General features: G+C 70.1%; 25 protein-coding genes. 9 read left to right on the top strand and 16 right to left on the bottom strand.

Annotated features, from left to right (window positions below):
- Positions 1–228 precede the first annotated feature (228 nt).
- Both ACWDR3_RS28570 and ACWDR3_RS28565 read left to right on the top strand, forming a co-directional pair.
- Entirely contained in the window at positions 229–1,587 is a 1,359-nt protein-coding gene (locus ACWDR3_RS28570; protein ID WP_450355441.1) for a sensor domain-containing protein, read from the top strand.
- A 71-nt stretch (positions 1,588–1,658) separates the two neighbouring features.
- Positions 1,659–2,303 carry a response regulator transcription factor gene (locus ACWDR3_RS28565; RefSeq protein ID WP_450355460.1) on the top strand — a complete coding sequence of 215 codons (645 nt, stop codon included), beginning with the start codon at positions 1,659–1,661 and terminating at the stop codon, positions 2,301–2,303.
- Positions 2,304–2,364: 61 nt separating this feature from the next.
- Here ACWDR3_RS28565 and ACWDR3_RS28560 read toward each other — a convergent pair whose 3' ends face one another.
- From ACWDR3_RS28560 to ACWDR3_RS28545, 4 genes are all read right to left on the bottom strand, one after another.
- Entirely contained in the window at positions 2,365–3,243 is an 879-nt protein-coding gene (locus ACWDR3_RS28560) for a hypothetical protein (RefSeq protein ID WP_450355440.1), read from the bottom strand.
- Between the two features lie 274 nt (positions 3,244–3,517).
- On the bottom strand, positions 3,518–4,195 hold the full coding sequence (locus tag ACWDR3_RS28555) for a response regulator transcription factor (protein WP_450355439.1): 678 nt from the start codon (positions 4,193–4,195) through the stop codon (positions 3,518–3,520).
- Entirely contained in the window at positions 4,192–5,469 is a 1,278-nt protein-coding gene (locus ACWDR3_RS28550) for a sensor histidine kinase (RefSeq protein ID WP_450355438.1), read from the bottom strand. The genes ACWDR3_RS28555 and ACWDR3_RS28550 overlap by 4 nt, the downstream gene beginning before the upstream one ends.
- Positions 5,433–5,912, bottom strand: a complete 480-nt coding sequence (locus ACWDR3_RS28545) for a hypothetical protein (RefSeq protein ID WP_450355437.1) — start codon at positions 5,910–5,912, stop codon at positions 5,433–5,435. Before ACWDR3_RS28545 ends, ACWDR3_RS28550 begins: the two co-directional genes overlap by 37 nt.
- 157 nt (positions 5,913–6,069) lie before the next feature.
- Between ACWDR3_RS28545 and ACWDR3_RS28540 the strand changes: the two genes are divergently transcribed.
- Positions 6,070–8,538 (top strand): glycoside hydrolase family 3 C-terminal domain-containing protein, encoded by a 2,469-nt coding sequence (locus tag ACWDR3_RS28540; protein ID WP_450355436.1) that lies wholly within the window; start codon positions 6,070–6,072, stop codon positions 8,536–8,538.
- 26 nt (positions 8,539–8,564) lie between these two features.
- On the opposite strand, the gene ACWDR3_RS28535 is transcribed toward ACWDR3_RS28540, so the two are convergent.
- On the bottom strand, positions 8,565–9,302 hold the full coding sequence (locus ACWDR3_RS28535; protein WP_450355435.1) for an SDR family NAD(P)-dependent oxidoreductase: 738 nt from the start codon (positions 9,300–9,302) through the stop codon (positions 8,565–8,567).
- Between the two features lie 88 nt (positions 9,303–9,390).
- Between ACWDR3_RS28535 and ACWDR3_RS28530 the strand changes: the two genes are divergently transcribed.
- Complete coding sequence (locus tag ACWDR3_RS28530) at positions 9,391–10,098, top strand: GntR family transcriptional regulator (protein ID WP_450355434.1); 708 nt, start codon at positions 9,391–9,393, stop codon at positions 10,096–10,098.
- Positions 10,099–10,126: 28 nt separating this feature from the next.
- On the opposite strand, the gene ACWDR3_RS28525 is transcribed toward ACWDR3_RS28530, so the two are convergent.
- A complete protein-coding gene (locus ACWDR3_RS28525) occupies positions 10,127–12,214 on the bottom strand; it encodes an NPCBM/NEW2 domain-containing protein (protein ID WP_450355433.1) in 2,088 nt (695 codons plus the stop codon).
- A gap of 250 nt (positions 12,215–12,464) precedes the next feature.
- Positions 12,465–13,961 (bottom strand): HEAT repeat domain-containing protein, encoded by a 1,497-nt coding sequence (locus ACWDR3_RS28520; RefSeq protein ID WP_450355432.1) that lies wholly within the window; start codon positions 13,959–13,961, stop codon positions 12,465–12,467.
- Positions 13,962–14,135: 174 nt separating this feature from the next.
- On the opposite strand from ACWDR3_RS28520, the gene ACWDR3_RS28515 reads away from it, so the two are divergent.
- Both ACWDR3_RS28515 and ACWDR3_RS28510 read left to right on the top strand, forming a co-directional pair.
- Positions 14,136–15,665 carry a CoA transferase gene (locus ACWDR3_RS28515; RefSeq protein ID WP_450355431.1) on the top strand — a complete coding sequence of 510 codons (1,530 nt, stop codon included), beginning with the start codon at positions 14,136–14,138 and terminating at the stop codon, positions 15,663–15,665.
- Positions 15,666–15,736: 71 nt separating this feature from the next.
- On the top strand, positions 15,737–16,543 hold the full coding sequence (locus ACWDR3_RS28510; protein WP_450355430.1) for a CPBP family intramembrane glutamic endopeptidase: 807 nt from the start codon (positions 15,737–15,739) through the stop codon (positions 16,541–16,543).
- Here ACWDR3_RS28510 and ACWDR3_RS28505 read toward each other — a convergent pair.
- The 8 genes from ACWDR3_RS28505 to ACWDR3_RS28470 all read right to left on the bottom strand — a co-directional run bounded on the left by ACWDR3_RS28505 (position 16,540) and on the right by ACWDR3_RS28470 (position 21,940).
- Positions 16,540–17,151, bottom strand: coding sequence for a dihydrofolate reductase family protein (locus ACWDR3_RS28505; protein ID WP_450355429.1), 612 nt, complete (start codon positions 17,149–17,151; stop codon positions 16,540–16,542). The two genes, ACWDR3_RS28510 and ACWDR3_RS28505, sit on opposite strands and share 4 nt — an antisense overlap.
- Positions 17,152–17,232: 81 nt before the next feature.
- Positions 17,233–18,075 (bottom strand): helix-turn-helix domain-containing protein, encoded by an 843-nt coding sequence (locus ACWDR3_RS28500; RefSeq protein WP_450355428.1) that lies wholly within the window; start codon positions 18,073–18,075, stop codon positions 17,233–17,235.
- 78 nt (positions 18,076–18,153) lie between these two features.
- Entirely contained in the window at positions 18,154–18,822 is a 669-nt protein-coding gene (locus ACWDR3_RS28495; RefSeq protein ID WP_450355427.1) for a dihydrofolate reductase family protein, read from the bottom strand.
- Positions 18,822–19,307: an SRPBCC family protein gene (locus ACWDR3_RS28490; RefSeq protein ID WP_450355426.1), complete on the bottom strand. Its 486-nt coding sequence runs from the start codon at positions 19,305–19,307 to the stop codon at positions 18,822–18,824. Before ACWDR3_RS28490 ends, ACWDR3_RS28495 begins: the two co-directional genes overlap by 1 nt.
- 27 nt (positions 19,308–19,334) lie before the next feature.
- Positions 19,335–19,676 (bottom strand): ArsR/SmtB family transcription factor, encoded by a 342-nt coding sequence (locus ACWDR3_RS28485; protein WP_450355425.1) that lies wholly within the window; start codon positions 19,674–19,676, stop codon positions 19,335–19,337.
- A 78-nt stretch (positions 19,677–19,754) separates the two neighbouring features.
- The gene (locus ACWDR3_RS28480) at positions 19,755–20,645 is read right to left on the bottom strand and encodes an NAD(P)-dependent oxidoreductase (protein ID WP_450355424.1); all 891 of its coding nucleotides are present in this window, start codon (positions 20,643–20,645) and stop codon (positions 19,755–19,757) included.
- Positions 20,646–20,670: 25 nt separating this feature from the next.
- Complete coding sequence (locus ACWDR3_RS28475) at positions 20,671–20,910, bottom strand: hypothetical protein (RefSeq protein WP_450355423.1); 240 nt, start codon at positions 20,908–20,910, stop codon at positions 20,671–20,673.
- Between the two features lie 37 nt (positions 20,911–20,947).
- Positions 20,948–21,940: a helix-turn-helix transcriptional regulator gene (locus ACWDR3_RS28470; protein ID WP_450355422.1), complete on the bottom strand. Its 993-nt coding sequence runs from the start codon at positions 21,938–21,940 to the stop codon at positions 20,948–20,950.
- Between the two features lie 63 nt (positions 21,941–22,003).
- On the opposite strand from ACWDR3_RS28470, the gene ACWDR3_RS28465 reads away from it, so the two are divergent.
- A complete protein-coding gene (locus ACWDR3_RS28465) occupies positions 22,004–23,152 on the top strand; it encodes an epoxide hydrolase family protein (protein WP_450355421.1) in 1,149 nt (382 codons plus the stop codon).
- Between the two features lie 108 nt (positions 23,153–23,260).
- On the opposite strand, the gene ACWDR3_RS28460 is transcribed toward ACWDR3_RS28465, so the two are convergent.
- Positions 23,261–23,884 carry a TetR/AcrR family transcriptional regulator gene (locus tag ACWDR3_RS28460; RefSeq protein WP_450355420.1) on the bottom strand — a complete coding sequence of 208 codons (624 nt, stop codon included), beginning with the start codon at positions 23,882–23,884 and terminating at the stop codon, positions 23,261–23,263.
- Between the two features lie 78 nt (positions 23,885–23,962).
- Here ACWDR3_RS28460 and ACWDR3_RS28455 point away from each other — a divergent pair, with 78 nt between their 5' ends.
- Positions 23,963–24,784 (top strand): SDR family oxidoreductase, encoded by an 822-nt coding sequence (locus ACWDR3_RS28455; protein ID WP_450355419.1) that lies wholly within the window; start codon positions 23,963–23,965, stop codon positions 24,782–24,784.
- A 37-nt stretch (positions 24,785–24,821) separates the two neighbouring features.
- Positions 24,822–25,045: hypothetical protein (locus ACWDR3_RS28450; protein ID WP_450355418.1), on the top strand; the 224-nt coding region annotated here is incomplete at its 3' end.

The following is a 25,045-nucleotide window of genomic DNA, read 5'->3' as shown; positions in this document are numbered from 1 at the left end:
CGCCCCTGTACCGATGCCACTCGGGCATCCGACGGTTCCCGGATTCGTGGTGCCGGTTTCGTGGGCGCCGACGACGTGCGGAGCTGCTTGGAGCTTAGCCGGTTCACGCGTGCGCGCGGCTCAACATGCAATGACTGTAGGGGAGTTGGGAGTTTCGCAGCGACCAACTCATGCCGCCTTCATCGCGCGAATGAGATGCCGCCGTTCGCTCATGATTAGGCTGGGCGCATGGCTGACTCGATGTCTTCCGTGGTCACGGGCGTGAACGTGGGCGTGGCCTCGGGTCGGTGGCGGTCGGGTGGCCGGTTCGCGGTGCGCTTGGGGCGCCGAACGCTTGCGGACTCGTTGTATCTGCTGACCGCGCCGGTGACTGCCGCATTCGGACTCGTGCTGGTGCTCAGCGCCTTGTGTCTCGGCGTGGCTGGTCTGCTGCTGCCGAGCAGGTTGCCGGTCAGGGGCGCTGCTGCCGAACTGGCGCGGTGGCCCGCCGACTTGGAGCGATGGCGGATCGGCTTCGTGCGGTTCCGCGACAGTGAGGTGCACGGCGTGCGTCGGCGGCAAGGAGAGGCATCCGCCGCGTCCGACCCGGGGCTGTGGCTGGACCTGGTGCACACGGTGCTGGTGCTCCCCGTCGTCGTGGTCACGTCGGTGGTGACGGCGTTGTGGTGGTTCGTCGGCCTGGCTGCCGTCACGTGTCCCGTGCGCAACCCGTACGCGGCGCCTGGGTCGTTGCGGCCGATGAATCTCTATCTGGGCGGTTCGGAATCCCACATCTCCTTGAGTCTGGGGCTGACTTCGCCGGACGAGCGGGTCACCTTCGCCGTCGCGTTCGGCCTCTTCGTGCTGGCCACCCTGCCGTTGGTGACGCGCGTGTGCCTCGCCGCTCAGGCCGGGCTGGGGAAGGCGCTGCTGTCCGACCTGTCGGCGCTGCACCGCAGGATCAGCGGCCTTGAGCAGGAGCGGGACACCGCCCGCGCACAGACCCTCGCCGCGGTGACGGCCGAGGCGGCAGCCCTGCGCCGACTCGAACGCGACATTCACGACGGACCCCAGCAGCGTCTGGTCCGCCTGTCGATGGAACTGGGCCGCGCCCAGCACCACTTCGACGCCAGGCCGGACACCGCACGGGAAGCACTCGCCGACGCGATCGCCCAGGCTCAGGAGACGCTGGAGGAGCTACGGGCCCTGTCCCGCGGCATCGCCCCGCCGATCCTCGCCGACCGAGGTCTGCACGCGGCGCTCTCCGCGCTGGGCGCCCGCTGCGTCGTACCCGCCGATCTCGACCTCGGCCCCCTGGACCGTCGGCCGGAACCCGCGGTCGAGACGGCCGCGTATTTCGTGGTCTCCGAGGCCCTGACCAACGTGGCCAAACACAGCCACGCCCACCGGTGCACCATCGGAATGCGTCACGGCGAGGGTGTGCTGCGGGTCTGGGTGACGGACGACGGCCTGGGCGGTGCCGCCGTCGCCAAAGGACACGGCCTGCGGGGCTTGGACGACAGACTCCACGCGCTCGGCGGTCGGCTGCGGACAGCCAGCCCGGACGGCGGCCCGACGACGATCACCGGAGAGCTCCCATGTCCCTGACCTCGGACTCGGCCGGAACGGATCCCCGGACAGCTGCCGAAGCACCACAGGACAACGCCCCTCGCAGGCCGCTGCGGATCGTCCTGGCCGATGACGCGGTCCTGCTGCGTGAAGGCCTGGTCCGCCTGCTCACCGACGACGGACACCAGGTGGTGGCGGCCGTCGGTGACGGTCCCGCCTTGGTCGAAGCGGTGCTCACCCACCGCCCGGACGTGTCGGTCGTCGACGTACGCATGCCGCCGACCCATACGGACGAGGGCCTGCGTGCGGCGATCAGCGCCCGCGCGCAACTGCCCGGCAGCCCCGTACTGGTGCTGAGCCAGTACGTCGAGGAGTCCTACGCCGCCGAGTTGCTCGCGGAAGGCTCCGGCGCGGTCGGCTACCTGCTGAAGGACCGGGTCGCCAAAGTGGAGGAGTTCCTCGACGCCCTGGACCGGGTCGCCCGTGGCGCGACGGTGCTGGACCCGCAGGTCGTCGCCCAACTGCTGGCGGGGCAGCGCCGTAAGGCCCCGCTGGAGACACTCACCGCACGCGAGCGGCAGCTCCTGGCCCTGATGGCCGAGGGCCATTCCAACACCGCCATCGCCCGGCAACTGGCGCTCTCCAACAGTGCGGTGGAGAAGCACATCGGCAACGTTTTCGCCAAGCTCGGCCTGCCGCCCGACGACACTCAGCATCGCCGGGTTCTCGCTGTCCTGGCCTACCGCGGATCCTGATCCGGGCGACCTGGTCTAGCTGGTTTATCCGGTCAATCCGGCTGATCCGTCACGAGGCTCGTCACCAACCGCCCTTGTAGAAGTCGAGGAGGGCTGGCGCGGGGTCTGCCGCGGTGCCCGTGTTGGCCACCGCGACGACGATCACTGCGAACGCCAGCAGGGCCGACAGCAGACCGAACCACCGCATGGTGCGTCGCGTTCGCCCGTCGAACCCCGTGCCGCCGGAAGCGTCTGGCGCGGCGAACCTCCACCACGCCAGCACGCTCAGGCCGATCAGGACGACCGCCACGACGGAAGCCATCACGGCCAGCACCGCGTGGTAGAGGCCGAAGTCGTCGACCATCACCTGAAGGGCGACCGCGTTCTGCCCGCCCGTGCTCGGGTAGTTGGCCAGGCCCTGCCTGATCTGGTCGATCGCACCGGCGAGTTGGCCGCCGGGTGTGCCGAGCGGCAGCATCGACGTCAACGAGGAGAAGGGGGCTATCGCACCCTGGACGTTCGCCATCACTGCCGCCAGCGACACCAGCGCGAGCACGCTGACGACGACAGCGCCCGAAGCGAGCGCGACCCTGCCTCGGGCTCCGGGACCACTGGACCTCAGGAACGTCTTCCAGAGCAGGATGCCGAGTGCGACGAACACGATCAGCAGGGCCGCGGCGAGTACGGCTTTGACGACGTGGAAGCGGAACCAGTAGTCGACAACCCGCTCCAGGTCTGCCGGGAATCCCCGGTCCCCGGACCTCCAGTACTCGATGAACGCCGGACGCAGGGCATCGACCAGGTCGTGCTGCTCTGCGAACCCGCTGTCCGATCCGTTCGCCGCCAGCCTGCTCGGGGCAAGGACGAAGGCGGCGCCGAGCGCCACCGCAAGGGCGACGAGCACAGCCAGGGCCCGACGGGGCACCTCCGCTGGTCGCGACAGGGCGTCATGAGTGCGCATGGAGAATCCTTCGGCTCGATCGGGCATGGGGCAGCGCCCGATCCCCGTGGTGATCGGCGGGCCCCTGGTCATGCCGATCACGATGTCGCGCCGTCGATCCCCAGGTCACTGAGGTACGCCATCCAGCTGAGGTATGGCCTGCCACACCCCGGCCGAGCAGAACAGCCAAGCAGAACAGCCGAGCAGAACAAACGGGCCTCTTATCGTCGCCCGATCCCGATCCCGATCCCGATCCCGATCCCGATCCCGGTGCCGCGCACGTGCCCCACGCGCCTCAGCGGTCGGCGCGTGCGTCGTACGCCAGCAGCGCCACCTGCGTGCGGTTGTTGAGGCCGAGTTCCCGCAGGAGGCGGGTGACGTGGGCCTTCACCGTGGCGACGCTCATGTGCAGGCTCGCGGCGATCTCCTGGTTGGTGAGGCCGTCGGCGAGGGCCTCGGCGACCTGGCGCTCCCGTGCGGTGAGGGCCGCCAGCGCGGTGCGGGCGCGGGTGCGGCGGGCAGGGGCGGGGTCGTCGGCGACGTAGTCGAACAGACGGCGGGCCGCGGTCGGGGACAGCACCGGATCGCCGGCCGCGACGCTGTGCACGCAGGACACGATCCGGTCCGGCGGGGTGTCCTTGAGCAGGAACCCGGCGGCGCCCGCGCGCAGCGCCCGCAGTACCTGCTCGTCGGTGTCGAAGGCGGTGAGTACCAGCACCTGGGGAGGCACGGGCAGCGACCTGAGCCGCTCGGTCGCGGTGATGCCGTCGACGCGGGGCATGCGGATGTCCATCAGGACCACGTCTACAGGCGGTACGGCCCGTTCCGCGGCGGTCAGCGCCTCGGCGCCGTCGCCCGCCTCGCCGACGACCTCCAGACCGGGGCCGCCCTCCAGCAGGTTCACGAGGCCGGAGCGGACCAGCGGGTCGTCGTCCACGATCAGCACCCGTACCTGGGTGGCGGTGGTGCTCATGGCGCCCAGGGTAGCCACGCGGTCAGCCTGAATTCGCCGTCCCGTGTGGGTCCGTGGCTCAACCGACCCCGGGCGAGCGACACGCGTTCGGCGAGTCCGACCAGACCGGTGCCGCTGCCGGGGACGGGCGTGGTGGGTGTCCCGTGGCCGAAGGTCGTCTCCTTGCCGAGCGCCGTCTCTTCGCCGGAGCCCGGCGTCCTGCCCGGAACCGGCCCGTCGCCGAAGTGGCGCAGCCGGTTCGCCGCTTCGATGGTCAGGCCCTCACCCGGTCCGCCCCGTACCGCGAGGCGGACCGTGCCCCGCGCCGGCCCGTGTTTGCGGGCATTGGTCAGCGCCTCCTGCACGATCCGGTATCCGGTCCGGCCGAGTTGTTCGGGGACCTCCGCCGCCGGGTCCAGCAGGTTCTCGTATGCCAGGGACAGCCCGGCCGTACGGCTCTCCTCCACGAGCGCGGGCAGGTCGGCGAGCGTGGGCTGTGGGCGGTCGCGCTCGATGTCCGGGGCGCGCAGCAGACCGATGATCTCTCGCAGGTCGTTGAGCGACTGATGGGCGCCGGACCGGATCACCGCCGCCGTCTCGGCCAACTTCTCCGACGGCAGACCGCGCCGGTACTCCAGCACGCCCGCGTGCAGGCTCAGCAGGGACAGCCGGTGCGCGAGCACGTCGTGCATCTCGCGGGCGATCCGCTCGCGCTCGGCCCTGCGGACCCGCTCGACCCGCAACCGCTGCTCGGTCTCGGCCTGCCGGGCCCGATCAGCCCAGGCCAGCACCAGTTGACGGCGGGCGCGGACGACCGCGCCCCAGCCGGTCAGCGCCAGACAGAGCGCCGCGGATCCGGCGGAACCGCCGAGCGTCCCGGCGGGCCCGGCCGTGCCCGGCCGCAGCAGGTACTCCAGCGGCGTGGACAGTACCGCCGGCACGGTGACCGTGCCGGCGACCGCCGCCCTCCGATGCACCGCGACCGTGAACAGGGCGATCGCACTCGCCGCGCCGACCACGGGCAGGACGACGGACAGCGCGATCAGGCCGACCGCCACGGGGACCGGGAACCGTCGCCGCCACAGCAGGGCGGCACTTCCGGCCACCCCCGCCACGACGTCCACGGCGACCGGGATCCCGTCCGACGTCGGGTCCAGCCAGATGCCCACGGCCGCGAGGCCTGCCGCCAGCAGCACGCACAGCGCGTCGACCACGAGGTCGCGCGCGGTGCGGGGACCGCCGGTCAGTGCCGAGGGAATCAGGCCCGGGAGGTCGGGGCCGGGGTCGTCAGCCATGTGGTGATGTGTCGCTCCCACTCCCGGTCCCGGGTCGTCTCCATGAACTCCTTGCGGTCGATGAGCAGGTAGATCTCACCGACCGTGGTCGTGTCCAGGATCAACGGCTTGCCCGCGTTCAGCAGACCGCCGATGAAGCGGCCGTACAGCTCCGTGAACCGTGTCTCGACCTTCGTGATCTCGGCGCGGCGCAGGATCAGGTCGGTGCCCTCGCTCCACCCGCCCAGCACCAGCCGGTCCTGGTCGAGGGTGATGATCCCGCGGCGCTGGAAGAGCACCTTCTGGCTGATGCCGGCCGAGATCCGGTCGGCGCCCGTCTTCGCGCGCAACTCGTCCGCTGTGGCGCCGACATAGTCGCCCCGGGTCTGTCCGGCTCCTGACGTTCCGGCTCCTGACGTACCCGCTCCTGACGTTCCCGCTCCTGATGTCCGCTCTGTGTTCATGGTCCCAGCCTGCGCCGACGCCCTCCGCGCGCGCATCGGCGCAAGGTCTTCGGCGACTACGACTTTGGTCGATGCCGTCAGCCACCTCCGGCCGTGTCCTGGCGAAGGACCCGATTCCTACGCTCGCCGGACGAAACCCGCACAGGAGGAGGACGTCATGACCGACACCCCCGAGCCCGCCCGGGGCGCGCTGAGCCGTCGCCGTCTGCTCGGCTCGGCGGCAGTCGCCGCGGCAGGCGCGACCGCCGCGGGGACGGCCCGGACCGCCCAAGCCACCACCACTACGACTGACACCGCCACCACTACCGCGACGGTCACTGTCACGGCGACCGCCTCCACCTCCTCCGCCCCCGCCCCCGTCACCGCCACCGACGAAGAATCCCGCTGGCACCCCGGAGTCAGACCCCTCCTCGCCCGCATGACCCTCCCCGAGAAGATCGCGCAGCTGAACATCCCCCAAGTGCTGCCCGCCGGTCTGGTCCCGCCCGATTCCCCGGTCACCAGCGACGAGGACCGGGCCCGTTTCGTCGCCGGGACCTGGCGGGACTTCCTCGGTCCGGGCGGCGGATTCCTCGGGCTGATGAACGAGACCGTGAGCGGCATGATCCCGGTCGAACACCCCCGTACGCCCCGCCAGCAGGCCGAACTCACCAACCGTCTCCAAGAGATCGCCGCGGGCACTCGCCTCGGCATCCCGCTGCTCCAGATCGCCGAGGGCACCAACGGCTTCAGCGCCCCCGGCGCGACGATCTTCCCCGAGGGCCCCGGCATGGGCGCCACCTGGAACCCCGCCCTCGTACGACAGGCGTACGCCTGTGTCGCCGCCGAGGCCCGCAGCGTCGGCGTCCACGTGCTGAACACCCTGCCCGCCGAACTGACCCGCGATCCGCGGCTGGGCCGGGTGTGCGAGTTCTTCGGCGAGGACCCTTTCCATGTGGCGAGCCTGGTCGCGGCCGTCGTGCAGGGGGTGCAGGGCACCGACCCCGCCGGGTCCGGCCGGGCCGCCGCCTCCCTCTGTCACTTCCCGGCGCAGACGCCCAACGTCGGCGGCCTGGAGGGCAGTTCGGTCGAGATCGGTGAACGCGCGCTGCGCCAGACGCACTTGCCGCCCTGGCAGGCCGGTTTCGGAGCGGAGGGCGCGCTGATGACGCTGGCCTGTCAGTCGACGATCGACGGTGTCCCTACGCACGGTTCGCGGTTCCTGCTCACCGAAGTGCTGCGCGGCGAACTGGGCTTCACCGGTGTCGTGATCGCCGAGGGCGGCGGCCTGACCACCCTGGTGACGGAAGGGCTCGCCGAGAACCAGCGGCAGGCCGGGGCGCTGGCGCTGGCCGCCGGCGTGGACGTCGGCATCACCTGGGAGGAGGCCTACCTGGGCGAACTGGCCGCCGCGGTGCGCGCGGGCGAGGTCCCGGAGCGACTGGTCGATCGCGCGGTCGGCCGGGTCCTGAACCTCAAGTACCGCCTGGGCCTCTTCGACCGGTCCCGTGTCGACCCGGACCGCGCCGAGGCGACCGTGCGCAACGCGACTCACCAAGCGGTGGCGCTGCGGGCCGCGCGCGAGTCGATCGTGCTGTTGAAGAACAGCGGCGACCTGCTGCCGCTGGGCCCGTCGGTGCGCCGGCTCGCGGTGATCGGCCCGAACGCCGACGACGTGGCCGATCTGCTGGGGGACTACACCCCGTGGCCGCCTGGCGCACCCGTGGCCACGGTCCTGGCCGCGCTGCGCGCCATCGCGCCGGACGGCGTGACGGTCCGCTACGCCAAGGGGTGCGAGGTGACGGGCGGCGACCGCTCGGGCATCCCGGCCGCCGTCGCCGCCGCCCGCGCCGCGGACGTCGCCGTCCTCGTCCTGGGGGAGCGGCCTACGTCCTTCACCCGTGCGGACAGTACGGACGGCGAGTCGATGGACGCGGCGGACCTCGAACTCACCGGCGTACAGGAGGAGTTGCTGGAGGCCGTCCACGCCACCGGCACGCCCGTCGTGCTCGTCCTCGTCAACGGCCGCGCCCTCGCGGTGAACTGGGCCGCCGAGCATGTGCCGGCGATCGTCGAGGCGTTCCTGCCGGGGGAGTTCGGCGGGAGGGCCGTCGCCGAGGTGCTGTTCGGCAAGGTCAATCCGAGCGGACGGCTCCCGGTGACGGTGCCGCGCGGAGTCGGTCAACTGCCGCTCACCTACGACCAGAAGCGTATGCGGGCGCAGGCCGGCGACTACGTCGGACTGAGCGCCTCGCCGCTGTACGAGTTCGGCTTCGGCCTCAGCTACACCACCTTCTCCTACGCCCGCCTGCGGATCTCCCGCCCTCGCATCCGCGCGGACCAGAGCACGGTGGTCCGGGTGGACGTCACCAACACCGGTGACCGGCGCGGCCAGGAAGTCGTTCAGCTCTACCTGCGTGACCGTCTGGCGTCGGTGTCCCTGCCCGAACGCATGCTGCGCGGCTACGCCAAGGTCGACCTCGCCCCGGGCGAGACGACCACGGTCGCGATGACGCTCTCCCCGCGCGAACTCGCCCTGGTGGACCAGCGGATGCGGACCATCGTCGAACCGGGCCTCTTCGACGTGCTCGTAGGCCGCTCCTGCCGCTCGATCGAACTGACCGGACAGGTGGAGGTGACGGCCTGACGGAGACGGACGGGTTCAGCAGGTGGTCACCTCGCGGCGTAGGCCCCGCCGTTGAGGTGGATCACCTGGCCGGTCAGGTGGCCGGAGTCGGGTCGGCCGAGGAAGAAGATCGCCTCCGCGATCTCGTCCGGGGTGCCGGGCCGGCGGTTGAACGCGGTGGACACCCGCTCGGCGATCCACTCCTCGGACACGGTGCCGGCGAAGAACTCGGTGTCCGCGGTGACGCCCGGCGCCACCACGTTGGCGGTGATCCCGCGGGAACCCAGCGTCCTCGCGACGTCCACGTTCCACGCTTCCAGGGCGGACTTGGCCGCGCCGTACGAACCGGATCCCTGCTTGGCCGCTATCGACCCGACGGTGACGATGCGCGCTCGGTCCGCCAGCCGTGGCTTGAGTGCTTCGGTGACGAGGACCGTGGTGAGCACGTTGGCCTCGAAGTTGGCCCGCCACGCGTCGGCCACGCCGGCGAGGTCGCCTTGAGCGGCCGGCGGACGGCGCCGGTCGGTGTTGCCGCCGGCGTTGTTGACCAACACGTCGACGGTGGTCGGCAATTGGTCGAGCGCCGCCTGTACGGCGGCGGGGTCGGCCGCGTCGAACGCGACGTGGGCCACCCCCAACCGCTCGGCGGTGTCGGCCAGTACGTCGCCACGTCGACCGGTGATCGTGACGTCGTGGCCGGTTTTGGCGAACAGTTCCGCGGTGGCGGCGCCGATGCCGGTGCCACCACCGGTGATGACGACAGTGCGCTTCGTCGTAGAGGTCATGGGCCAGAAGTCTGAGCTCAAGGTGTTCGAGGTGTCAATGGATATTCGAATATCTTGGCTTGTATCGAATCTGTGTATCCTGCTCCCCATGTCCACCAGCGCGAAGACCCGTACCGACGAGGTGCACGCCCGGCTGCGGGCCGACATCCTCGCCGGGCGTTTCGCACCGGGGGAGCGGCTCAAGTTCACGCCGCTGTGCCAGGCGTACGACGCCAGCGTCGGGCTGGTCCGCGAGGTGCTCAGCCGACTGGCCGAACAGGGCCTCGTGCTGGCCAGCCCGCAGGTCGGTTTCCAGGTCATGCCGATCTCCGTCGACGACCTGCTCGATCTCACGCGGACGCGGATGGACATCGAGTGCCTGGCCCTGCGGCGGGGCATCGAGCGGGGCGACCGAGCGTGGCGTGCCCGGATCGTCGCGACCCACTTCACTCTCGCGGACACACCTCGCCGCGACGCGTCCGCCCCGACCCGTGTCACCCCGGCGTGGGAAGCCGCCCACGCGGACTTCCACGACGCCCTGCTCGCCGGGTCCGGCAGCCCTCGGCTCTACGCGATCGCGACAGCACTGCGGAGCAGCGCCTGTCTCTACCGCCGTTGGCAGGAAGCGATCGACCCGTTCGACGCCGCGCGCGATCCGGCGGAGGAACACGCCACCATCTGCCGGCACGCGCTCGAAGCCGACTCGGACTCCGCCGCGGCCGCGCTGGCGGCTCACATCGAGCTCACCACCACGTTGATCGTGGCCTCGCGCGCCACAGCATCAGAACCTCTCGGCGAATCCGCCGCACCCAGGTGAGCTACCACCCGGGTGCGGCGGAACCGAGTCAGCAACTGGCGTTCAGGCCAGCCCAGTTGGCGCGGTCGTTGTAGCCGCCGTCACCGGCGTCGCCGACCACCAGGTCGAGCACCCGGACGCCGGTCAGGTCGATGTCGGCCTGGCGGACGTCATCACGGCTCAGCACACCGCTGTCGTACAACACCCGGCCGTCACCGATGACTTGGAAGGTCGACGTGCCGCCCTCCGGGCCGACGTCGCGCACCGCGTCGTCGATGCCGACGGTCGCGGTCAGCCGGGTGCACCGGTCGCCGAGGTAGTAGCGGATCGTGGAGGGCGAGGCGACTCCGATGCCGGTCGGGTACTCCTGGCCGAGCATGCTGATCGCCGTCCAGCCTCCGACACTCCGGTCGACCGTCGGGGACATCCATCCACTGGTGGCGCTGATCCAGTCGTGGTGCGACAGGACGACGTCACCGCTCGGTGCCGCCGGTGCCACCGTCAACGCCGTGGTCGTCTGCTGACGCAGCCGCCCCTTGCCAGGCACCTCGTACGAGGTGGTGGCGGTCAGATCGGCGCTGCCGGGTGCGGCGGTGGCCGGGAGGGTAACGGTGAAGGCCACGTTCGCGGAGCGGTTCGGCTTCAGCACCTTCGGTGTCTTGCCGGCCGCACGGACCGTCCACCCGGCGGGCACCTTCAGCTCGACCCGCGGGTCGGACACCGAACGCGTCCCGTCGTTACGGACGTTGACCTCGACCTGAGCCTGGTCGCCGCCGGCGGCCACCGGGGCCACGCCCGCCGTGACCGCGTCGCTGCCGACCTTCGTCACCCGCGGCAGGCCGGCGACGACGTGCGGAACACCGGGCTTGCCCGTTGCCCGGCCGACCCGGAGCAGGGCAGCGCCGTGCGCCGGGACGGCCGCACTGATGGTTCCGCCGCTCTCGGTGACCTGGTTGGTCCAGGCGTTCTTGAGAGTGAACCGCCCCCCGGACAGCCCGGCCGACTTGGCGGTCGTGGTCAGCGTCGCCGGAGTGTCCCCCCGGTTCAGCAGCACCACGGCCCGGTCCCCGTTGGCCAGCCGCTTCACCCAGGTCTCCGTCGTACCGGCAGCGCCGACGCGGACGGCCTGGACGCCGGCCGAGTCCTGGTTGATCGCGAGGACATCGCGGTCCTCAAGGATGCCGAGCGAGGTCTTGCTGAGCTTGCGGACGTCGCTGCCGATCACCAGCGGCGCGGCCGCCACCGACCAGAGCGTCATCTGCGTACGGAACTCCTCGTCGCTCATCCCCAGTTCGGGTCCGAGGTAGTCCGGGTCGTTGAAGTGTCCAGGGCCGGCGACCTCGGGATGCCGCGCGTTCGCGTCGTAGTTCCGCAGTACGTCCTTGAACTTGATCTCGCCGACGAAGCCGACGTCCGTGTACGTCCGCCAGGACTGCGCGATCGCGGGCGCGTACGACCAGGAGTTCGTCGACTGCTGCGACTCCGGGTAGTTGCCCCAGTCCGGAGACGTCACCGGGTTGCAGAGGTTGAAGAGCATGGGTCGGCCGCTGGAGTTGTTCCGCAGCGCCTTCGCGAACTCGGTGTAGACGGTCTTGGGGTCGAGGTCCGCGGCGATCCCGCAGAGGTAGTCCACCTTGACGGCGTCGAACTTCCAGGCGGCGAACTGGTTCGCGTCGCGCTGGTAGTAACCGTGGCTGCCGAGGCCGCACTTGCCCGGGATGTAGGGGCCGGCGTCCGTGTAGATGCCCGCCTTGAGGCCCTTGCTGTGGATGTAGTCGACCAGCGGCTTCAGCCCGTTCGGGAACTGGGCCGGGTTGGGCACCAGATCACCGGCCGCGCTGCGCGGGGTCGGTGCCGCCCAGTTGCCGTCGATCCACACGTACTGGTAGCCGGAGTCGCGCAGACCGCTGCTGACCAGGAAGTCGGCCACCGATCTGACCTCCGACTCGGTCGGATCGCCACCCAGCGCGTAGTAGGTGTTCCAGCCCATGTAGGGCGTCTGGCCCAGCACCTGCTTCGAGGCGGCTGTGGCGTCGGCACGGCCGGAACTGCTCGCCGTAGGGACGGCATGGGCGGGCGCCTGCACGGCGAGCAAGGAGATCAGGAGGGCAAACAGGACGGTGAGATGTCGTTTCACAGCGGGTCCTTCACTGTCCGATCACGCGTGCAGGCCCGTCCCGGTCGTGTGCCCGAGGTACCGCTGCCAGTCAGCGCCCGATCGTCTGCGGGTTGGTGCCCAGGATCTTGCAGCGGTCGCCGACGCGCGTCAATATTAATTCCTAAATTAGGAGTTAGGTGGGCGCGGGTCGTTCGGTACCCAACGGCCGTGTGTGAGGCGGAATGTGGCTGGAGGTGCGACGGCTGCCGCCGCCGGCGCCCCTGTTCCGTCAGCTGTTCTGGTGGTCGTCCAGAACTCGAAGTGCCTCGGTCGCCGCCTCGCGGACGGGATCCGCGTCGTCCGAGGCCAGGGCGGTGAGCCGGTCACGCACCCTCTCCTCGTCCGGTGGGAGGGTGCCCGTCTCCTCCACCCAGTGAGCGAGCCCCTTTGCGGCGGTTCGGCTTACCCACCGGTCTGTGTCGTCCAAGTGCCGCACGAAGAGCGGCAGATCGTGCGGGGTGTCGGCGTCCGTCGCGTTGTGCGGGTCGAGGAGCGACAGTGCGGCTTCGCGGACAAGGGGAGAGGGGGTACGGTCCACAAGCTCCCGCATGCCTGGCAGGGTTTCCCGCATGCCTTCGAGGACCCTTGCCGCCACGCCGACCAGGACGGGGTTGACATCGAGACGGGCCATCACCGCCCGGGCGACCGCGGCGCGTTCCCATGGCCGGAACCCGGTGCTCGCCAGGGCGTCGAGGCCACGCAAAGCACCGTCGGACACCCCGGGTGCGGCATGGGCCAACAGGGGGAGCAGCAGCCACACGGCGTCCCATCTCCCCATCTCCCCGTATGTCGTGGCCGCTGCCGCGAGTGCGCGGGGGGCCGTTGTCGGGTCGGTGAGGCGAGTCCGCAGGAGCCTTGTGGCGACTTTGCCGCCGACGTACCCCAGGGCAGCGGCGGCTGCCGAACCGGCCCGCTCGTCACGCAGCCAGCGTGAGGCCGGATTCGGCAGTCGCTCGCCGCGCGATTTCCCAAGCCGAAACAGTAGTTGTGACGCCATCTCAGGGTCCCGCTGCGCCTCCAGAAGCGCGAACACCGCATCCTGCGCCTCGGGTCTGTTCACGTCCACTAGCCGGAAGGCCACGGCGCGGCGCACCTCGGCAGACGGGTCGGCGGTCAGATCTCTCAGCAGGCTCGGCAGCAGCCGCTCGGCGGCCTGGTCCGGCAACATCCACAGGGTGCACGCACGGACGGCGTCCTCGCCCCACTGGGCCGCACGGATCAACTCCGCCTCGACGTCCGGGTCCTCCATGAAACCCCAGACCATGGCCCGCGCCCGCCCCCAAATGCGATGATCCGGATCCCCCAACAGCCTGACAAGCGCGGGAACATCACCAGGCACGTCCAGCTCGTAGAGCGCCTCCAAGGCGTTGATGCGCAAGTGATGGTCAGGATCGCTGAGCAACCGCCCATAGGCCTCCACGACTCCGGAGCCGCACAGTTCGAGCCAGATCGACGCGAGCGAGGCCTTCCTGCGCACCCACGGATCCTCGTCGCCCATCAGCGCGGGCAGGACCTCCGCCCCGGCCTCGGGGACCCCCAGCCTGCCGAGGCCCACCGCCGCGCCCGCGCGGACCTCCGGGGCGGAGTCGGCAGCCGCTCGTACGAGCACCGCGGCGTGCTCGGCGCCGCCGAGTTTGCCGAGCCCCTTCGCCGCTGCCGCCTTCCGGCATGTGTCGCCCGTCTCCAACTCCCTCAGGAAGAAGGCGACCTGGTGTCCTGTCGTCATCTGCACCCCGGGAAGTAGGACTGCCGAACCGGCGAGAGGTTGTGCCGACTCACGCCGAACGCATTCATAACGATAGATTCGTCAGCATTTGGGAATGCGTGCCACAGAGCCGTAGCGCCTGCCACAGAGCCGTAACGCCGTCACTCCCACCGCGAAGCAGAGGTCGCCGCAACCATGACCGCCGCCGAAATCACCGCCCGCATCCACGAGGCCATCGCCCATCCGCTGACCAGTGACGCAGGCTTCGACATCCACCGGGCCCTGCGGGAGGTCCTCGTCCCGGCCGGTCTGCGTCCCGAGGACAGCGGCGGAAGGGTCACGTTCATCGGCAGCGACCCGATCGTGCCGAGCGTGATGCGGCTGGGCGCCGTCGCCGGGCTCGGTCTGACCGCCAAGTCCGTCGCCCTGGCCGCGCTCTGGCGGCAGCGCGGTGGCGAGGGCCAGGACATCACGATGGACCTGCGCAAGGCCCCGCACCGGCTCTGCCCCTTCTACGACAAGAAGTGGGAGCTGCTGAACGGCTATCCGGGCGGCAACTCCGCGGATCCGGCCAGCCCTCTCAGCTTTGGCTTCTACCGGACGCGCGACGGCCGCTGGGTCATGCCGCTCAACCCCTACCCGAAGATCAGGAACGCCGTCTACAAGCTGCTCCGCACCTGGCCCGAGGAACAGGCTGTCGCGGACGCCATCGCCCAGTGGGACGCCGCCGAGCTGGAGCAGGCCGGCGATGAAGCAGGCGTGGTCATGCCCATGTTGCGCACCACGGAGGAGTTCCTGCGACACCCGGCATACGAGTACATCGCCCGCGAGCCCCTCATCAGGATCGAGAAGATCGGCGACAGCCGGCCCGAACCCCTACCCGCCGCCGTCGACCAGCCGCTGTCCGGAGTCCGCGCCCTGGGCATGGGCCATGTCATCGCCGGCGCCGGCATCGGCCGGGACCTGGCCCAGCACGGCGCCGACGTGCTGAACATCTGGCGCCCCGACGAACTGGAGCACGACTCCACGTACAACACCGCCAACGTCGGCGTCCGCTCCACCACACTCGACCCCTACAGCGCCGACGGCCACACGAAGATCCACGGCCTGTTGCGCGACGCCGACCTCTTCTACGCCAACCGCCGCCCCGGCTACCTGGCGAAGATCGGCCTGAGCGCCGAGGAGGCCGCGGCCGTGCGCCCCGGGATCATCCACGTCAGCATCACGCTCGCCGGCGAGACCGGTCCGTGGGCCCACCGCGTCGGCTTCGACCAGACCGCCGGAGCGCTCACCGGCATCATGCTGATGGAGGGCGAGGACGGCGTCGCCGCCCGGCCGACCAGCGAGCCGGCCCTCCCGTACATCAACGTGGTCAACGACTACGTGCTCTCCTGGCTGGCCACCACCGGCGCACTCGCCGCCCTCATGCGCCGCGCCACCGAGGGCGGCAGCTACCGCGTCACCCTCAACCTCACCCGGGTCGCCACCTGGATCCTCAGCCTCGGCCTCTTCGACCGCACCCACGCCCACCGGACAGCCCTCGACCCGAACCCCGGTTCCCCGCACGCCTACCTCGACCCCGACACCTTCACCGCCGACACTCCCTGCGGCCACTACCAGGGCGTCACCGACCAGGTGATCCTGTCCAGGACCCCCGGTCGCTTCCGCGACGTCCTGCTTCCCCGCGGCAGCAGCGCCCCGGTCTGGCTCGCCCGGGACTGCTGACCCACCCATGGGACGACCCCGGCCGCGGTCCCTGGACTTCGGGCCAGGGAACAGGTCAAACTCGCCCCGTGATGACACGGTGGAAGCGCCACATCATCCGTCATCCCCTTTGGGGCGCAGGGGAGTTGACCCTCGCGTGGCACGCCGTGCTGCTGCTGTTCGCCAAGGTGCTGCTGCCCCCGATGGCTCCCTCGTGGTTCCCGGCTCTCGGTGCCACCGTGGTCAACGCGGTATGTGCCGCAGGGGTGTTGTTCGTCCTGTGGCGATGGGGCTGGCTACGTGTCTCCGCCGTGGCCGCACTCGGCCGCGCGCGCCGCTGGTGGCTGGCCACGCCGATGTTGTTGATCGCCTGCTCCTACGCCGTCGTCGGCGTCGACGGCGGCGCGACCGTACTCGTCAGCTCGCTGATCTCGCTCCTGTGGGTGGGCATCAACGAGGAGACCTACAGCCGTGGTCTCGTCCAGCAGACCCTCACCCCGCTCGGACCCATGCGCGCGGCCGTCGGCGTCGCCGTCCTCTTCGGCGTCGGGCACGTTCAGAACTACCTGTTCTTCGGCGCCTCGTTGGGGGACACCCTGTGGCAGATGCTGTCCGCCGGCCTCTTCGGTTTCGCGTGCGCCGGTCTGCGCCACGCGATCGGTTCGGTCTGGCCGATGGTCTTCGTGCACGGACTCGACGACTTCTTCCAGGTCCGCTCTCCGGGCTCCGCACCGGACTGGTGGCAGGTGAGCGTGTTCGTCTTCAACGCCGCCTACGGTCTGTGGCTGCTGCGCCGCTACGGCGACGAAGCCGTCCCCTCGGATCACGAACCGGCCGCCGTGGACGGCACGGAACACCCCGAAGCGGCCGCCGTATCCCCAACCGCTGAAGATCTCTAGCGGCGCACCTTGAACCTTAGATGCAGCACCCTTTCGCCCTGGATGACCACGTGCGGATCCTCCAGCAGATGCTGCCCGTCGATGCCGCCGAAGAAGCGGATGCCCGACCCGAACACCACCGGGACCACGTCCATCGCCACCTCGTCCACGAGACCGGCCGCGAGGATCTGGGCACCCGCATCACCGGCGTTCACGGCGACGATTCGGTCCCCGGCGAGTTCCTGGGCCTTGTCGATCGCGGCCCTCACGCCGTCGATGAAGTGGTACGAGGCCTCGGGGTGCCAGCCCTCGGGCTTGGGGCGGTGGGACACCACGACCACGTGATCGCCCGAGGGTGGCCTGCCCTCCCAGCCGTTCACCTGGTCGAAGAGGTGGCGGCCCATCACGATCGTGCCGATCGACTCCCACACCGACCGCACATAGTCCGCAGACGCACGCGAGACCTTGATGCCGCCGCCGGATCCGGAATGGTCGTACTGCTCGTCCGCGCCCACGACGATCGGGACGTCCCCGCTGAAGTACCACTCGTGAAGGGACCCGACTTCGCCCTTGTCGTCGGCGATGAAACCGTCCACCGACACCACGCTCTGCATGATCACCGTGCCCATGGGTCCTCCTCGGCTCTTTGATGTCTCTTTGCGGGTTCGCCGCCATGCTCGCGCGCCGAGCGGATCCGGGCATGTAAGAAATCAATCGGCGGGCATCGGTCCCATCTCGTGCGGACCTCCCCCGTCGAGGGGGAATCGACGGCGCAGAGCCAGGTACTCCGTGGGCGTGTGGCCGGTGAAGTCCTTGAACTCCCTGCTGAAGTGGGCGTGGTCGAAGTAGCCCGCCGATTGGGCGAGTTCGGCCCAGTCGACCGGCCCCGGGGCGTCCACGGACAGGATCAGCCGCGCAAAGCGATAGATCCGCGCCACCCGCTTCGGGGTGACACCGACATGAGCCTTGAACAGGTTGGCCAGGTGATTGCCGCTCACCCCGGCGGCCTCGGCCAGCACGCCGACGGGGATCGCGCCGTGCGAGATCTCCAGCCGCCCGCCGGTGTGCTGGACCAGGTCGAGACCGCGCGCCGGGGCATCGGCGAGGCGCGACCGCAGCTCCTCCTCCAGCACCCGCAACATCTCGTCGGCCGACGTGACATCGCCGACCCGGTTCCGCATCCGGTCCACCGAGCGCTGCCAGACGGCGTCGACCGGCGCCCACCGGTTACGCAGCTCCGCCACCGGCATGTCGACGAACGGCGACATGCCCCAGGGTTTGAAGTGCACCCCCACGAGCCGCACATGCGCGGGGTATTCGAAGACGAAGCGCCTGGTCCATACGCCCATGAACCACCCGTCCGTGAACACGGCCGGCGGCGTCGAGCAGTCGGAGTCCCACAGGCGGACGGGCCCGTCCAGGTGCAGGAACAAGTGCGCGGACGGCATCGGTGGGACGTTCATCAGCCGGTGGTGCGGCACCCCGGTCAGGCAGTAGATGTCGTCGATGTACCGATCCAGCGGCGGAGCGGGCACCCGGCCGACGTATTCCATAGGTCCAGTGTGGCCGCCCGCCGGTGCGGCGCGCGAGGGCGGTGCTGTCGGCCGTGCCCGGGTGAAGTGGTGGCGCGGCTACCGTGAGTGCACGGCGTAGGTCAGGTGCGTCACCCGCGCCGACGGCCGCGAACGGATCGGCTCCAGCGCGACCCTGGACGCGTCCACGCCGTCGAACAGGCGGGTGCCGGCGCCGAAAAGCACCGGTGACAGCGCGATGGAGAACTCGTCGACCAGGCCGGCGTTCACGTACTCCAGGATCGTCGCGCCGCCGCCGGCGATGCGCACGTCCCGCTCCCCGGCGGCCGCACGGGCCTGGTCGAGGGCGTGCTCGATGCCGTCGTCGACGAAGTGGAACGTGGTGTTGCCGGGCCGCTCCCACGGGTCGCGCTTGGTGTGCGTCACGACGAAGACCGGGGTGTGGAAGGGCGCATCCTCGGGCCACGACCGCTCGCCGAGGTCGAACATGCGCCTGCCCATGACGCTCGCGCCGGTGCGTTCGAACGTCTCCCGCGCCACGTCGTTGTCGAGGCCCTCCTCGCCGCCCTCGCCCAGCTTCAGGTTCTCCCGGAAGAACCGCAGCGGGAACACCCACTGCTGCAACTCCGCCCACTGCGCCATCCAGCGCCGAACGTCCGGGTCGTCCTGTCTGCCAGGCGCGAAGAGTTCGTCCTCCACCGGGACGGGCTCGGGCGCGATGAAGCCGTCCAGCGACATCGACACGCTGAAGAACACCTTGCCGGCCATCAGCTCTCCGCCCCCTTCTTCGTGAGGTCGGCGACGTAGGCCGCCAGGTTGTTCAGGGTCTGCCGTCCGCCCTCGATCGCGTGGTACTTCTCGACGGCTTGGTCGCGCAGTTCCTTGGTGGGGAACACCGTGCGCATCACGATCCGGGTCGCCGTGCCGTCGGGCGCGAAGGTCAGCACCGACTCGAAGGCGTTCGGGTCGTCACGGGACTCACCGTGCAGCAGCGCGATCCGCTCCGGCGGGGCGATCTCGGTCCAGGAGATCCACTCCTGGTAGTCGGTCCCGTCCGGGCCGTGCATCACGAAGTCCCACACCCCGCCGGCGCGGAACTCGAAGGACCGCGTGGTGGTGGCGAACCCCTCCGGACCCCACCATCGCGACAGGTGCCGGACCTCGGTGAACGCCTCGAACACCAACTCCCGCGGAGCGTCGATGACCCGGGAGATCACGATCTCCCGGCCGGCCGCCACCGGCTCCGGTCTCATTCCCTGCCCTGCTGCCCCTGTCATCGGTCATTCCTCCTGCCGTGTCTGCTTGAGGTCCTGCACGTAGGTGTCCAGCCGATCGAAACTCTCGTTCCAGAACCGCTCGAATCCGCCGACCCACTCGTGGACAGGCCGCAGCCCGCGGGCGTCCAGGCCGTAGAGGCGCTGCTTGCCGGCCCCGCGGACCTGCACCAGCCCCACCTCCCGGAGGACCCGCAGGTGCTTGGACGCCCCCGGCTGGGTCATCCCCAGCTCCCGGGCCAGGTCGGTCACCGGCCGCTCACCCCGCCGCAGCAGCGCCAGGATGTCCCGGCGCTGCGGCTCGGCGATAGCGTTGAAGACGTCCGACGTCGTCGCTGCTCGTGCCATGGCAGCGATCATATTCCCATATCGGCATACGTCAAGCTGGTCTCGGGAGTAGTCCGGGCGCTACTTGGATGACGCCGGTCAGGGGCGCAGGAGAGTACCGGCGATCTCTTCCAGGAGGGCTACGGCGAGGAGCTCGCCGTCCACGGGCCCGAACCGCTCCAGGGCCAGCCGGTGGATCCGCAATACCGTGTCGGCCAACTCGTGCGGGGTGCCGAGGTCCTGGGCCTCACCGGTGATGGCTTTGAGCTGGTCGTGGATGCGGTCAAGTCCGTACGAGGGAAGGTAGTCCCCGGCGAACAGGGCAGGCAGGTCCCGGCGGATGAAGTCGCTCCCCGCCGCGCTGCCGGCCAGCGTGTCCCGCAGGACGGTGAGGTCGATGCCTGCCCGGCGTCCGAGCAGAAGGGCCTCGGCGGTCGCCGCGGCCTGTCCGAACCAGAGGAGGTTGATGAGGAGTTTCGTCGTGTAGCCGGTTCCCGGGCCGCCCATGTGACGGATCCGGTCCGCCGTCGTCACGGCCTCCAGCAAGGGCCTGCACCGGTCGAGGACTTCAGCGGAACCGCCCACGAACAGCCGCAGACGCCCGTGTTCGGCGTCGTCCGGCCCGCCGCCGATGGGCGCTTCGAGGACATCGACGCCATGAGCACCGGCTCGCTCCCGCAGCACCCTTGCAGCCGCGGGGGAGTTGCTCGTCATGTCGACCCACACCGCCCCAGGGGCCAGGGCGGCGAACACGGCATCCGGAAGCGCTGCCGCGGCCTCATCGGGGCCAGGGACCACGGTGATCAATACGTCCGCCCCGGCCGCGGCCGTCGTGACGGACGGCGCCCAGCCCGCGCCCAACAGGCGTACGGCTTCTTCCCGTTCGGGGCGCAGATCGGAAACGGTCACCGTGTGGCCCGCCGAAACGAGGCGCCCGCACAGCGGTGTCCCCATGCGCCCGGCACCGACGAGGGTTACCCGCGAGGGCACAGAATCACCTGCTCTTTCGCGCGTCCTACCAGTACGTGGCCGGTCCCGTGAGGACCCAGCCGGCGTCGGTGGGCCTGACCCGGAAGCCCAAGGACACCTCGATTATGTGACCGCGGTAGCTGATCTCGACGCCGAGACTGCTGTCCGTGTAGCCCCAGTTGAACTGCTCGGCCTCAGGGATCCGCCCGGCCCGGAGCAGGTTGAAGTAGCCGCGGACGACCGCTTCGATGTCGCTCTTGGCAGGGGACTCCGTCCAGACCTTCACCGCGCGATCATACGAGTTCGGGAACGCCACTGATCGCTCAACTGATCGACTGCTCCCGATCCGAGCGGGCAGGCGGCGTGGAGCGGGCGTAGCGGTCGGTGAGTCGACGGAGGTGGGCGACCAGTTCCACGGGCTCGGTGACGGTGAAGTCGGCGTCGAGCATGCCCAGGTACACGGCGAGGGTCTGCACTGTGTCCGCACCGGTGATCAGGACGCAGTTGTCGGCGTCGAGCGCTTCGACGGTGCCGACCGCGGGGTTGATCTGCTCGATCACCGCCGCCGCCGGGGCGTGCACGGTTACCCGCGCGTGGTAGCGCCAGGCCGCACTGGACACCCGTTGGGATACGTACGCCGTGATGTCGCCGCCGGGCGGTTCGCGCGGGGTGAAGCGGGGTCCGGTCGGGGTGCGGGGCTGGATCCGGTCGATCCTGAAGGTCCGCCAGTCCTCGCGCTCGACGTCCCACGCCACCAGGTACCAGCGCCGTCCCCAGTTCACCGCCCGATACGGCTCCACCACACGGCGGGTAGGTGATCCGGCGTGGTCGAGGTAGTCGAAGCGCAGCCGTTCCTGGTCGCGACAGGCAGAGACGACGGCGGTCAGTACGTCCGCGGAGACGGTCGGCGCCGGACGGTCGGCCGGCACGGCCACGGTGTACGCCTGGAGCGTCCGCACCCGGCGGCGCAGCCGCGAGGGCAGCACCTGCTCCAGCTTCGCCAGCGCCCGCAGCGAGGTCTCCTCGGTGCCGGGAACGGCGCCCTGCGTCGCGGTGCGCAGCGCGATCGTCACCGCGACGGCCTCCTCGTCGTCGAGCAGCAGCGGGGGCATCGCCGCGCCGGCGCCCAGCCGATAGCCGCCGGTGGCTCCGCGAGTGGCGTCCACGGGGTAGCCGAGTTCGCGCAGTCGGTCGATGTCGTTGCGGACGGTACGGCCGCTGACTCCCAGGCGCTCGGCCAGTTCGGATCCGGGCCAGTCCCGCCGGGTCTGCAACAGGGAGAGCAGACGCAGCAAACGTGCGGAGGTATCCAGCATGAAGTCCAGCCTGAGGTCTCATTAGGAACGTAACGTGCCTATATCGAGAATACTGTCTTACCCATGGAGACCAGCAGCAGCACCACCGACGCCCGGATCCACCCCTTCCGCATCGCCGTCGGGCAGGCCGAACTCGACGACCTGCGCGACCGGTTGGCGCGTACCCGCTGGGGCAGCGAGATCCCCGGTACCGGCTGGAGCCGGGGTGTGCCCACCGACTACCTCAAGACCCTGGCCGCGTACTGGGCCGACGGTTTCGACTGGCGCAAGGCGGAGGCGGAACTCAATGAGTTCCCCCAGTTCACCACCGAGATAGACGGCCAGAACATCCACTTCCTGCACGCCCGTTCGCAGAACGCGGCGGCCCTCCCGCTCCTCCTGGTGCACGACTGGCCCAGCTCGTTCGTGGAGTTCGTCGAGGTCATCCGCCCGCTGACGCAGGACTTCCACGTCATCGTGACCTCCACGCCCGGCACCGGCTTCTCCGGTCCGCTCGGCGAGGCCGGCTGGAACACCGGCCGCATCGCAGGCGCGTTCGTCGAGCTGATGGGCCGCCTCGGCTACGACAGCTACGGCGTTCACGGCACGGGCGGCGGCGCCTGGATCGCCGCCGAGATGGGGCGTCAGGCACCCGAGCGGATCGTCGGCATCCACGTCAACGGCCTGGTCACCTTCCCCTCCGGAGATCCCGCCGAACTCGACGGACTGAGCGGGCCCGAGACGGAGCGGCTGGCCCGGCTGGAGAACTTCCAGCAGGACAAGATGGGTTTCAACGCCATCCAGTCCACCCGCCCGCAGACCCTCGCCTTCGGCCTGCACGACTCGCCGGCCGGCCAACTCGCCTGGATCGCCGAGAAGTTCAAGGAGTGGACCGACCCCGCCGCCGAGCTCCCGGAGGACGCCGTGGGCCGCGACCGTCTGCTCACCAACATCAGCGTCTACTGGTTCAGCGGCACGGCCGGCTCCTCGGCGAACCTCTACTACGAGTCTGGCCACGACGCCGGCGCCTGGGCCCCGAAGCCGCGCGGCACCGTCCCCACCGGCGTGGCCGTCGCCTTGCACACCGACATCGCCATCCGCCGCTTCGCCGAGCGGGACCACAACGTCACCCGCTGGAGCGAGCTGGAGCAGGGCGGCAACTTCCTCGCACTCGAACAGCCGGAGGCGTTCGTCACCGACGTCCGCGCCTTCTTCCGCGCGCTCGGTGCCTGACGGCTACGGTCGGCACCCTGAAAATGCCGGAGCAGCTCCCGGCCTCGAATCACCAGGCCGGGAGTCCATCTCCGTGGTGGTGAACTGTTCGACCAGCGCCTTCACCACTCAGGAGTGAGACGAAGGGGCCCGAGTGCCCGCCGATTCCATGCCGACCGTGCCCTGAATCCCGCTCAGGACGGTGTCGACGAGGCTGTCGAGGAACTCCGGGGTGGCGGGCTGCCGTACGAGAAGGCGGTAGAGCATCGCTCCGACGAGGGCCTCGGCGGCAGCGGTGGCGGACGCCGGTCGTGCCGCCGGCACGGCGTCCCGCAGACGTGCGGTGAGGGCGTCCTCGGATGCGGCGGTGACGTGATCGTAGAACCTGAGGGCCACGTCGTCGCTCTCGGCGGCAGCGGCCGTGGACGCCCGGATCAGCGCCGCGCTCTGAGGCTCGGCGAGGTGGTCGGCGAAGGCCCCCAGCCAGTCACGCAGATCGCGTCGAACGGCCCCGGTGTTCGGGACGGGGGTGATGGCGGGCAAACCGTAGCCGTCGAGAATGCACTCCGCGACCAGGGCGCTCTTGGACGGGTACCAGCGGTAGACGGTCTGCTTGCCTGCGCCGGCGGCGGCCGCGATCCGGTCGATCGACAACTTGTCGTAACCGTTGGCCGCGAGCTCGTTGCGGGTCGCTTCGAGGATGGCCCGGCGTACCGCTTCGCTGCGGGTGCGGCCCCGTCGAGTGTCGGACATGTTGACGAGAGTAGCGGCCGGCGTATGGTGAGTATTCAGCGAGACGAAAAGTCTCGAATTAGAGATCGGGTGAGTGCCGTGGACGGAAACGTGCTGGTCGTCATCGGGGCCGGCGGCATGGGCGAGGCGGTGGCCCGCCGGCTGGGCCAGGGTCGGATCGTCCTGCTCGCCGACATCGGCGAACGGACCCTCAAGCGCGCCGAGACGGTACTGACGGGTGAAGGCCTGACGGTCGTGACGCACGCCGTGGACGTGACCTCGGCCGTCTCGGTACGCGAACTGGCGAGCACAGCAGGCGAATTGGGAGAGGTCACCCAGGTCGTGCACACGGCCGGCCTGTCACCGGTCCAGGCTTCCGTCGAGGCGATCCTCGCCGTCGACCTGCTCGGCGTCGCGCTCGTGCTCGACGCGTTCGCTCCCGTGATCGCGCCCGGCGGCGCATGCGTCGTCATCGCCAGCATGGCCGGCCACATGGCCGACCCCCTCACCCCGGAGCAGGAGCGCGCACTGGCCACCACGCCCACCGGAGAACTGCTCCAACTGCCCTTCCTCGCCCCGGACATCGTCACCGACGGACGCATGGCGTACGGCATCTCCAAGCGAGCCAACCAGCTGCGGGTCATGGCGGCCAGTACCGCGTGGGGGCAGCGCGGCGCGCGCGTCAACAGCATCAGCCCCGGCGTCATCTCCACGGCCATGGGTCAGGCCGAACTCGCCGGTCCGGGAGGCGAGTTCATACGCCAGCTGATCGACATGTCCGGGACCAAGCGGCTCGGCACCCCCGGCGACATCGCCGGCGCCACGGCTTTCCTGCTGGGGCCGGAGGCGACCTTCATCACCGGTACCGATCTGACCGTCGACGGCGGCGTCGTCGCCGCGACCCGCACGCTCGCCCGCTGACCGGACGGTGGAGACACTCCCGACACAGGAGACCGAAATGCTCATCAACCGCACCGCGATGATCGACTACGTCGATGCCCGTATCGCGAAGACCGGCAACCCGAAGCACATCGAACTGCTGATGCCGCCGGCTTCGCGGGAAGAGATCCGGGCGTTCTATCTGGAGCGGCAGGCTCTGGGGCAGCTGTACTTCCAGTTCGACATCGACCGGCTCACGGTCGCCGACGACATCATCATCGAGAGCTATTCCGTGGTCACCGG

The sequence above is a fragment of the Streptomyces sp. NPDC001002 genome (genome assembly GCF_053599215.1).
The sequence above is the reverse complement of the archived record's forward strand: the minus strand, read 5'-3'. Positions and strand labels throughout refer to the sequence as shown.